A 9284-nucleotide genomic window follows, 5' to 3' on the forward strand; every position below is an offset into this window, starting at 1 on the left:
CGGCGACGCCGCCCGCGGCCTGCTGGGCCGCCGGGGCGGTCTTCTTCACGGCACCGCCGGCCGTCTTGCCCGCGGCCGGCACGGCCGTCTTCACGGCGTTGCCGCCCGCGTTGCCCGCCAGCGAGGTGACGTGCTCCGCGGCACCGTCGACGGTGTCGCCGACGTGCGCCGCGTCCAGCGCGGTCAGGCCGCCCAGGTTCGCGGTGGCCGGCAGGTTCGTGGCCGCACCGGCGGAGCCGGCCGCACCGACCCCGGCGGCCGCTCCCGCTGCGACGAGCAGCGCGGCACGGGCGATCCGGCGGGTCAGGGGGAGGGACATGATGCTCCATTCGACGGGAGAAGAACGATCTCTGTCGTCCGGACCCGGCACCGGGCTCGGACGCCATGACTACCGCTCGAAGCCCCCGAAGGTTGCGGACGCCCCAGGTAAAGAACCGATAACGCATCGCATTATCAGGTGTGGATAAAAACGGGCAAAGGGCGTCCGCGAGAACGCCCAGCAGAATCCTTCCGCCCCTTGAGCCACAAGGGATCCCGGCCGAGTTCCATGACTCGCCCGTTCGGCCGCGTGTGAAACGCCGACGCCACCCGTCGGCGCGATGACCCGTACTACTGTCCGGTCACGATCCGGACAACGCCTACGGACTTCTCCGCCCCCGCGGCGCCCTGCGAGCGCACCTGCTGCCACGCCCCGCCGTCGCTCCCGGCGATCCACAGCCGCCCCGCGTAGGACACCCGCTGGATGTGCAGCGCCGAGGAGTTGGCGACCGCCCAGTGCGCGAGCTGCCACCCCCGCTCCCGCTCGTCGCGCCCGCTCGCGTCCGTCCGCGTCCCGAGCGGCACCGGCACGGTCACCGTCCGCCCGCTCGCCGTCGCCGTCACGCTCGGCGAGGGGGAGGGCGAGGGCACCGGAGTCCCGCCGACCTCCGCACCGGTCTCCTGGAGCGCGTCCCGCCCGAAGTCCCGTACCAGCGCGGCCCGTACCGCGTCCGGGCCGATCGCCTCGGCCGCCGGGTCGAAGCGCCCGTCACAGGTCAGCGTGGCCGCCGCCCGCCCGGTCAGCGCGGCCGACAGCAGCTCGGCGTCCGGCTCGTGCTTGGCGTACGCCTCCGGGTAGCCGCTGCGCTGCACCTTCTGCGCGGCCACGGTGAGCGGCAGATCGGAGTAGTCGGGCACCTTCGCGAGATGGGCGTAGAAGATCCCGGCCGCGTACGTGGGGTCCATGATCTGCCGCTCGGTGCCCCAGCCCTGCGAGGGCCGCTGCTGGAACAGGCCGAGCGAATCCCGGTCGCCGTGCTCGATGTTGCGCAGCCCCGACTCCTGGAGCGCGGTGGCGAGCGCGATCGTCACGGCCCGCTCGGGCATGTTCCGGCCGGTGCCGACCGCGGCGATCGTCGCCGCGTTCGCCGCCTGCTCGGGCGTGAACTCGTACGACGTCCCGGTGCCGGTGGCCGGGACCACCCTGCAGCCGTGTGAACCACCGCCTCCGGTGACGTACTGCACCACGAGATAGGCGGCGACACCGCACAGGACCAACAGGGCCGCACAGAACCGGAGAAGACGGCCGCGGCGCTTGGGACGGGTGGGGGACGGCTGTGACACGCGTACAAGGTAGCGGAGCTGTCGCCCCCGCTCGGCAGCGGTCCGCCGCCGCGCGCGCGAACGGGGTGTCCCGGGGTGGCGCGCTAGGGTCGGGGCCATGGCCGACACCTCGCTTGACCTCACGCTGGACGCCGCCACGCTGACCGCGCGGCTCGTGGACTTCGCCTCCGAGAGCGGCACCGAGAAGCCGCTCGCGGACGCCGTCGAGACCGCGCTGCGCGCCCTGCCGCACCTGACGGTGGACCGCTACGGCAACAACGTGATCGCCCGGACGAACCTGGGCCGCGCCGAGCGGGTCGTCCTGGCCGGGCACATCGACACCGTGCCGATCGCGGACAACGTGCCCTCGCGCCTGGACGAGGACGGCGTGCTGTGGGGCTGCGGCACCTGCGACATGAAGTCGGGCGTGGCGGTCCAGCTGCGCATCGCGGCCACGGTCCCGGCCCCCAACCGCGACCTGACCTTCGTGTTCTACGACAACGAGGAGGTCGCGGCCCACCTCAACGGCCTGCGCCATGTCGCCGAGGCGCGTCCGGAGTGGCTGGAGGGCGACTTCGCGGTGCTCCTTGAGCCCTCCGACGGCGAGGTCGAGGGCGGCTGCCAGGGCACCCTGCGGATGCTGCTGCGCACCGAGGGCGAGCGGGCGCACTCGGCGCGCTCCTGGATGGGCGCCAACGCCATCCACGCGGCCGCGCCGATCCTGGCCCGCCTGGCGGCCTACGAGCCCCGCTACCCGGTGATCGACGGCCTGGAGTACCGCGAGGGCCTGAACGCCGTGGGCATCGGCGGCGGGGTCGCGGGCAACGTCATCCCGGACGAGTGCGTGGTCACCGTCAACTTCCGCTACGCCCCCGACCGCACCGAGGAGGAGGCGATCGCGCACGTCCGCGAGGTGTTCGCGGACTGCGGGGTGGCCGAGTTCGTGGTCGACGACCACAGCGGCGGCGCGCTGCCCGGCCTCTCCCACCCGGCCGCAGCGGCCTTCATCGAGGCGGTCGGCGGCATCCCGCGCCCCAAGTACGGCTGGACGGACGTCTCCCGCTTCGCCGCGCTCGGCATCCCCGCGGTCAACTACGGCCCCGGCAACCCGCACCTGGCGCACAAGCGGGACGAGCGGGTGGAGACCGCCAAGATCCTCAAGGCCGAGCAGCGGCTGGCCGACTGGCTCACCGCCTAGCCCCGCCGCCCGTGGCGCACGCCTGGCGGACATGCGTATGTCCCCCCTGCGTAACCCGCGTAGATCTAGGCTGATGGGGAACCACCGGCAAGCGGAGGGAGCGCACATGCCTACCGGCAACCCCGAGGGTAAGAAGCAGCCGCCGGACGAGCAGCGGCTGGGGCCGGTCCTGCGGCGGCGGGGCCAGGTGACGCCGAGCACCACCGATCAGCGGCTGCTGGACGCGGGCGGCCCCTCCGACTGGGTGCACACCGATCCCTGGCGGGTGCTGCGCATCCAGTCGGAGTTCATCGAGGGCTTCGGCACACTGGCCGAACTCCCGCCCGCGATCAGCGTGTTCGGCTCGGCCCGCACCCCCGTGGACTCGCCGGAGTACGACGCGGGGGTGCGGCTCGGCCGCAGCCTCGCGGGGGCCGGCTGGGCGGTGATCACCGGCGGTGGCCCCGGCGCGATGGAGGCCGCCAACAAGGGCGCGTGTGAGGCGGGCGGCGTCTCGGTCGGGCTCGGCATCGAGCTGCCCTTCGAGCAGGGGCTGAACCCCTACGTCGACATCGGGCTGAACTTCCGGTACTTCTTTGTCCGGAAAATGATGTTCGTGAAGTATGCCCAGGGGTTTGTGGTGCTGCCCGGCGGCCTCGGCACCCTGGACGAGCTCTTCGAGGCGCTGACCCTGGTGCAGACCCAGAAGGTCACCCGCTTCCCGATCGTCCTCTTCGGCAGCGAGTACTGGGGCGGCCTGGTCGACTGGCTGAAGAACACCCTGGTGGCCACCGGCAAGGCCATGGAGAAGGACCTCCTGCTCTTCCACGTCACGGACGAGGTGGACGAGGCGGTGGCCCTGGTCTCCAAGGAGGCCGCCCGCTAGGGCCTCCCGTCGGATCAGGCCAGACCGCGCCGGGCCACCGCGGGAGGGCGGTGGCCCGCGATGGCGGAGACCATGTCGAGGACCTGGCGGGTCTCGGCGACCTCGTGGACCCGGTAGACCATCGCGCCGAGCCAGGAGGACACCGCCGTCGTCGCCAGCGTGCCGATCAGCCGCTCCTTGACCGGCCGGTCCAGCGTCTCCCCGACGAAGTCCTTGTTGGACAGCGACACCAGCACCGGCCAGCCCGCCGCGACCATCTCGTCCAGGCGCCGCGTCGCCTCCAGGCTGTGCCGGGTGTTCTTGCCGAAGTCGTGCCCGGGATCGATCAGCACCGACTCCCGGGGCACCCCGAGCGCCACCGCGCGCTCCGCGAGGCCCACGGTCACCTCCAGGACGTCCGCCATGACGTCGTCGTACGTCACCCGGTGCGGGCGGGTGCGCGGCTCGGCGCCGCCCGCGTGCGTGCACACCAGCCCCACCCGGTGGCGCGCCGCGACCTCGGCGAGGCCCGGGTCGGCGCCGCCCCACGCGTCGTTCAGCAGATCGGCGCCCGCCGCGCACACCGCCTCGCCGACCTCGGCCCGCCAGGTGTCCACGCTGATCACCACGTCCGGGAACCGGCGCCGCACCTCGGCCACGAAGCCGACCGTGCGCCGCGCCTCCTCCTCGGCGGAGACCTCCTCGCCGGGGCCCGCCTTCACCCCGCCGATGTCGATGATCGCGGCGCCCTCGGCCACCGCCTGCTCGACGCGTGCCAGGGCCGGCTCGTCGCGGAACGTCGCCCCGCGGTCGTAGAAAGAGTCGGGGGTCCGGTTCACGATCGCCATGATCACTCGTTCGTGCGGTCCGAATTCCCGCCTGCCCAGCCTGAGCATCCGCTGTGACCTCTTCCTCGTCCGTCCGGCACTGCGACCGCCAGTGACCCTAACTGTCAGACGCGCATGGCACGATCGGAGCTGACAGATTCCGCGTCCGGCACAGCGCCGGCACCCGAGCTGGGGGCCTCCAGACGATGGTGATGTTCCTGTTCCTGGTCATCGCGCTGGCCGTCGTGGTCGCCGCGGTGACCCTCGCCGTGGTGGGCGGCGGCGACGAGAGCGGCCCGCTGCCCGACGCCGCGCCCGAGCGGCTCCAGGACCCGCTGCCCGACGACCGGCCGGTGGGCCGCGAGGACGTGGAGAGCCTGCGCTTCCCGCTCGCCGTGCGCGGCTACCGCATGTCCGACGTCGACGACGCCCTCGGCCGCCTCGGCGCCGAACTCGCCGAGCGCGACGCCCGGATCGCGGGCCTGGAGTCCGCGCTGGCCGGCGCCCGCGCCGCCGCCCGCCCCACCCTGGACAAGTCCCGGCACCCGGAGGACCAGCAGTGACCGCCGCCATCCTCGGCCCGGACGGCGCGCCGCGCTGCCCCTGGGCCCTGTCCACCGACGACTACGTGTCGTACCACGACGAGGAGTGGGGCCGCCCGGTCCACGGCGACGACGCCCTCTTCGAGCGGCTCAGCCTGGAGGCGTTCCAGTCCGGCCTGTCCTGGATCACCATCCTGCGCCGCCGGCCGGGCTTCCGTACCGCCTTCGCGGGCTTCCGCATCGAGAAGGTCGCCGCCTTCACCGACGAGGACCGCGAGCGCCTGCTGGCCGACCCGGGCATCATCCGCAACCGCGCCAAGATCGACGCCACCCTCGCCAACGCCCGCGTCCTCGCCGACTGGGCGGACGGCGACCTGGACGAGCTGATCTGGTCCCACGCCCCCGACCCGGCCGGCCGCCCGGCCCCCAAGACCCTGGCGGACGTCCCGGCCGTGACCCCGCAATCCACCGCCCTGTCCAAGGAGTTGAAGAAGCGGGGCCTGAAATTCGTCGGCCCGACGACGGCGTACGCCCTGATGCAGGCGTGCGGACTGGTGAACGACCACCTGGAGACGTGCGTGGCGCGGAACAGCGGCTAGGGGCGCGTCACCGGCCCAGATACCTGGGCTTCTCCTTGTTCACGAACGCCTGCACCGCGATCACGTGATCCTCGGACTGCCCGGCCCGCGTCTGGAGTTCGTCCTCCTTCTGGAGCGTCTCCTCCAGGGAGTGCGTCAGTCCGAAGGCCACCGCCTCCTTGATCGCCGCGTAGGCGACCGTCGGCCCCGAGGCCAGCTTGCGCGCCGCCTTCTCCGCCTCGGCCCGCAGCTCGGCCGCGGGCACCACCCGGTTGGCGATCCCCAGCTCCAGCGCGTCCTGCGCGCCGATGCTGCGCGGGAACAGCAGCAGGTCCTGCGCGCGGCTCGGCCCGACCACCCGCGGCAGGGTCCAGGAGATCCCGGAGTCCCCGGTCAGGGCGACGCCCACGAACGAGCTGTTGAAGGACGCGGTGTCGGCGACGATCCGGTAGTCCGCCGCGAGCGCGAACCCGAAGCCCGCCCCCGCCGCGACACCGTTCACCGCGGCGACCACCGGCTTGGCCGCCCCCGCCAGCGCCCGCACGATCGGGTTGTAGTGCTCGCCGACCGTGCTCATCGTCTGCCCCGACCCGGTCTCCCGGTCCTGCGCCAGCAGCCCGATGTGCTCCTTGAGGTCCTGGCCCACACAGAACGCCCGGTCCCCGGCGGCGGTCAGCAGGATCGCCCGTACGGCCGTGTCCCGGGCCGCCTCCTCGGCCGCCTCCCGCAGCGCGACCTTGGTCGCCACGTTCAGCGCGTTCATCGCCTCGGGGCGGTTCAGCGTGATCGTCGCGAGCCCGTCGCTCACCTCGTAGAGCACGGTGTCGGCCATGGCGCATCCCCTCCGGTTCGCGGTGGTGACGTACCGCTCGGTACGTCCCTGTCCGATCACAGCATGGCGGAGATCACCGGCGAAGGGCCCGCCGACGGGTGTGAGCTGCGTCAAAGAAAACCGGGCCCCCGGTGACCGAAGGCCGTCCGTGCGGTGGCGCAGTATCGCAGCCACATCCCCGAATTGAGTGGTTTTGCTCGCGCGCGTTGCCCAAGCGATGCGGACCGATGTTGGTCATCGGGTCCTGAGATGCGGGATAATGGCTTAGAAGCAATGTGTTCGATGCCGGTGTCGCGTGTCCGGTTCGGTCCCGCGGGTGCCCGCCGGGTGCCAACGGCAGACGATGAGCTGGTTTCAGGAAGGGGAACGAGCATGGCGGCCATGAAGCCGCGGACGGGCGATGGTCCGCTCGAGGTGACCAAGGAGGGGCGGGGCATCGTCATGCGCGTTCCGCTCGAAGGCGGCGGTCGACTCGTCGTCGAGCTGACCCCTGACGAGGCCGAGGCGCTCGGCGACGCGCTCAAGAAGGTCGTCGTCTGACGCGCGCACGAGTCGGTCCTTGCGGCTGCCCCGGCATCGTACGCGGTGCCGGGGCAGCCGCGTTCCCGGGCGGCGGACGCCCGCCGGGTCCCGCCGGGACGGGACCCCGCGCCGCCGTCACCGTTTGACGGCGCACAGCAGCCCGTCGCCGACCGGCAGCAGCGAGGGGACCAGCTCCTGGCTCTCGCGCACCGTCCGCAGCAGCTCCCGCAGCCGCAGCACCTCCGAGGGCTGCGGCCCCGAGTCGACCGTACGGCCGCTCGCGAAGACGCCCTCGAAGACCACCAGGCCGCCGGCCCGCAGCAGCCGCAGCGACTCGGCGAGATAGTCCGGGTACTCCTGCCGGTCCCCGTCGCAGAACACCAGGTCGTAGCCCGCGTCCGCGAGCCGGGGCAGCACCTCCAGGGCGCGGCCGGGGATGAAGCGGGCCCGGTTGCTGGCGAAGCCGCAGGCACGGAACGCCTGCCGGGCGAACTGCTGGTGCTCCGGCTCCGGATCGACCGTGGTCAGCACGCCGTCCGGGCGCATGCCGTGCAGCAGATGGATTCCGGACACCCCGCAGCCCGTGCCGATCTCCGCGACCGCCTTCGCGTCCACGGAGGCGGCGAGCAGGCGCAGCGCGGAACCCGTGCCGGGCGACACCGAGCGCAGTCCTGCGTCGAGGGCGCGGTCGCGGGCCCACAGCAGTGCTTCGTCCTCGGCGGCAAAGGCGTCGGCGAAAGCCGAGCTCGTCTGCCGGTTGCCGGTAATGACCCTCTCCTGTCGTCCCCATGGATGCCTCGGCGTGACTGTATCCGTTGGCGTCGGGAACCCGCAGATGGGACCGGGCGTTTATGGGGAAGAGACAGGGTGGGGGACGCTTCGGGGGGCGAGAGGTGGAGCAGGGCACCGCACAACTGCTGACGCAGCGGCACGAGCCGCATCAGCAAGTATCAAATTCTCGTAAAAACGCTTATCCGGAGCTAACGGGCGAGGTGGCTATGGTAGGGGCTCCACTGGACACCACCAGAGCCGACAGGGGAGGTGCGGCCGCACCCGAGGACCGGGGAGGAGTGCTTCGGCGCCTCCTGGGATCGGCGGGCAGGCCGAAATCCGTGACCGACACCGCTGCTGACAGCCACGCACCCGGCACCGCCGGGCGCGACACCCAGACCGCGACCTTCACCAGTGACGCGGACGGGCAGGCGTGGACTCCGCCCACCTGGGACGAGATCGTCAGCACCCACAGTGCCCGCGTCTACCGCCTGGCCTACCGCCTCACCGGCAACCAGCACGACGCCGAGGATCTCACCCAGGAAGTCTTCGTCCGCGTCTTCCGCTCCCTGTCGACGTACTCGCCGGGCACCTTCGAGGGCTGGCTGCACCGCATCACCACGAACCTGTTCCTGGACATGGTCCGGCGCAAGCAGCGCATCCGCTTCGACGCCCTCGGCGAGGACGCGGCCGAGCGCCTGGCCAGCCGCGAACCCACCCCGCAGCAGCTCTTCAACGACGCGCACTTCGACGCGGACGTCCAGCAGGCCCTGGACACCCTGGCGCCCGAGTTCCGCGCCGCCGTCGTCCTGTGCGACATCGAGGGGCTGTCGTACGAGGAGATCGCCGCGACCCTGGGCGTGAAGCTCGGCACCGTCCGCTCCCGTATCCACCGCGGCCGCTCCCAGCTCCGCAAGGCGCTCGCGCACCGCTCCCCGGAGGCCCGAGCCGCCGAGCGGCGCTCGTTCATGACCCGGGTCCCCGCACTGGGGGGAGGGGGCGCGACGGCGTGAGCGGATCACGACAGAAACCGGTCGAGGCGCACCTCGCCGAGCAGCATCTCGGAGACCGGCTCTCCGCCCTGGTGGACGGAGAGCTGGGCCATGACACGCGGGAGCGCGTCCTCGCCCACCTGGCCACCTGCGCCCGCTGCAAGGCGGAGGCGGACGCCCAGCGCGCGCTGAAGAGCGTGTTCGCGACCGCGGCCCCGCCCCCGCCCTCCGCGAGCCTGCTGGCCCGCCTCCAGGGCCTCCCCGGGGGCGGTGACGGCGACCCCGGCACCCCGCCCGGCGGACTGCTCGGCCATGACCCCGAGACCCGGGCCCCCGGCGACCCGGGCCCCTTCGGCCTGCGCCGGGGCTTCTCCTTCGGCTATGTACCGGCGCGCCCGGGGGGTTCCGGCCCCGAGCGGACCGGTTTCCAGGAGGAGACCGGCTTCGGCGGACCGGGCGGCCCGTTCGGTGAGGGCGACCTCCCCCCCCCCCCCCTCCTCCTCCCCCCCCCCCCCCCCCCCCCCCCCCCCCCCCCCCCCCCCCCCCCCCCCCCCCCCCCCCCCCCCCCCCCCCCCCCCCCCCCCCCCCCCCCCCCCC

Annotated in this window: 11 protein-coding genes and 1 pseudogene; 7 read left to right on the forward strand and 5 right to left on the reverse strand. The window is 73.0% G+C overall.

From position 1 onward, the window contains the following. Together ACLF5H_RS37120 and ACLF5H_RS37125 are read right to left on the reverse strand one after the other, a co-directional pair. On the reverse strand, nt 1-319 hold a 319-nt coding region (locus ACLF5H_RS37120; protein ID WP_421680392.1), incomplete at its 3' end, for an ATP-binding protein. Between the two features lie 290 nt (nt 320-609). Beyond that, on the reverse strand, nt 610-1602 hold the full coding sequence (locus ACLF5H_RS37125) for a heavy metal transporter (protein WP_421680393.1): 993 nt from the start codon (nt 1600-1602) through the stop codon (nt 610-612). A 97-nt stretch (nt 1603-1699) separates the two neighbouring features. On the opposite strand from ACLF5H_RS37125, the gene dapE reads away from it, so the two are divergent. Then, nucleotides 1700-2779 (forward strand): succinyl-diaminopimelate desuccinylase, encoded by a 1080-nt coding sequence (gene dapE, locus ACLF5H_RS37130; protein WP_421680394.1) that lies wholly within the window; start codon nt 1700-1702, stop codon nt 2777-2779. 106 nt (nt 2780-2885) lie between these two features. Beyond that, nucleotides 2886-3644, forward strand: a complete 759-nt coding sequence (locus ACLF5H_RS37135) for a TIGR00730 family Rossman fold protein (protein WP_085566400.1) — start codon at nt 2886-2888, stop codon at nt 3642-3644. 14 nt (nt 3645-3658) lie between these two features. Here the strand turns inward: ACLF5H_RS37135 and folP are convergent, their stop codons facing one another. Continuing rightward, nucleotides 3659-4519 (reverse strand): dihydropteroate synthase, encoded by an 861-nt coding sequence (folP, locus tag ACLF5H_RS37140; RefSeq protein WP_086805821.1) that lies wholly within the window; start codon nt 4517-4519, stop codon nt 3659-3661. Between the two features lie 137 nt (nt 4520-4656). Here folP and ACLF5H_RS37145 point away from each other — a divergent pair, with 137 nt between their 5' ends. Further along, nucleotides 4657-5013 (forward strand): DivIVA domain-containing protein, encoded by a 357-nt coding sequence (locus ACLF5H_RS37145; RefSeq protein ID WP_421680395.1) that lies wholly within the window; start codon nt 4657-4659, stop codon nt 5011-5013. After that, nucleotides 5010-5591, forward strand: coding sequence for a DNA-3-methyladenine glycosylase I (locus ACLF5H_RS37150; protein ID WP_421680396.1), 582 nt, complete (start codon nt 5010-5012; stop codon nt 5589-5591). Before ACLF5H_RS37145 ends, ACLF5H_RS37150 begins: the two co-directional genes overlap by 4 nt. 7 nt (nt 5592-5598) lie before the next feature. Here the strand turns inward: ACLF5H_RS37150 and ACLF5H_RS37155 are convergent, their stop codons facing one another. Beyond that, the gene (locus tag ACLF5H_RS37155) at nt 5599-6402 is read right to left on the reverse strand and encodes an enoyl-CoA hydratase/isomerase family protein (protein ID WP_421680397.1); all 804 of its coding nucleotides are present in this window, start codon (nt 6400-6402) and stop codon (nt 5599-5601) included. A 372-nt stretch (nt 6403-6774) separates the two neighbouring features. Between ACLF5H_RS37155 and ACLF5H_RS37160 the strand changes: the two genes are divergently transcribed. Beyond that, a complete protein-coding gene (locus ACLF5H_RS37160) occupies nt 6775-6942 on the forward strand; it encodes a DUF3117 domain-containing protein (protein WP_018544333.1) in 168 nt (55 codons plus the stop codon). 117 nt (nt 6943-7059) lie between these two features. Here ACLF5H_RS37160 and ACLF5H_RS37165 read toward each other — a convergent pair whose 3' ends face one another. Continuing rightward, nucleotides 7060-7761, reverse strand: coding sequence for an O-methyltransferase (locus tag ACLF5H_RS37165; RefSeq protein ID WP_233534548.1), 702 nt, complete (start codon nt 7759-7761; stop codon nt 7060-7062). Between the two features lie 233 nt (nt 7762-7994). Here ACLF5H_RS37165 and sigE point away from each other — a divergent pair, with 233 nt between their 5' ends. After that, a complete protein-coding gene (gene sigE, locus ACLF5H_RS37170; protein ID WP_421680398.1) occupies nt 7995-8708 on the forward strand; it encodes an RNA polymerase sigma factor SigE in 714 nt (237 codons plus the stop codon). Next, nucleotides 8705-9085, forward strand: a pseudogene (locus tag ACLF5H_RS37175) (anti-sigma factor family protein); the annotation flags it as partial. The gene sigE and the pseudogene ACLF5H_RS37175, both read left to right, overlap by 4 nt. Between the last annotated feature and the right edge of the window lie 199 nt (nt 9086-9284).

Origin of the sequence: Streptomyces sp. LaBMicrA B280, from assembly GCF_049222185.1 — a bacterium.
GTDB classification, from domain to species: Bacteria; Actinomycetota; Actinomycetes; order Streptomycetales; family Streptomycetaceae; genus Streptomyces; species Streptomyces murinus.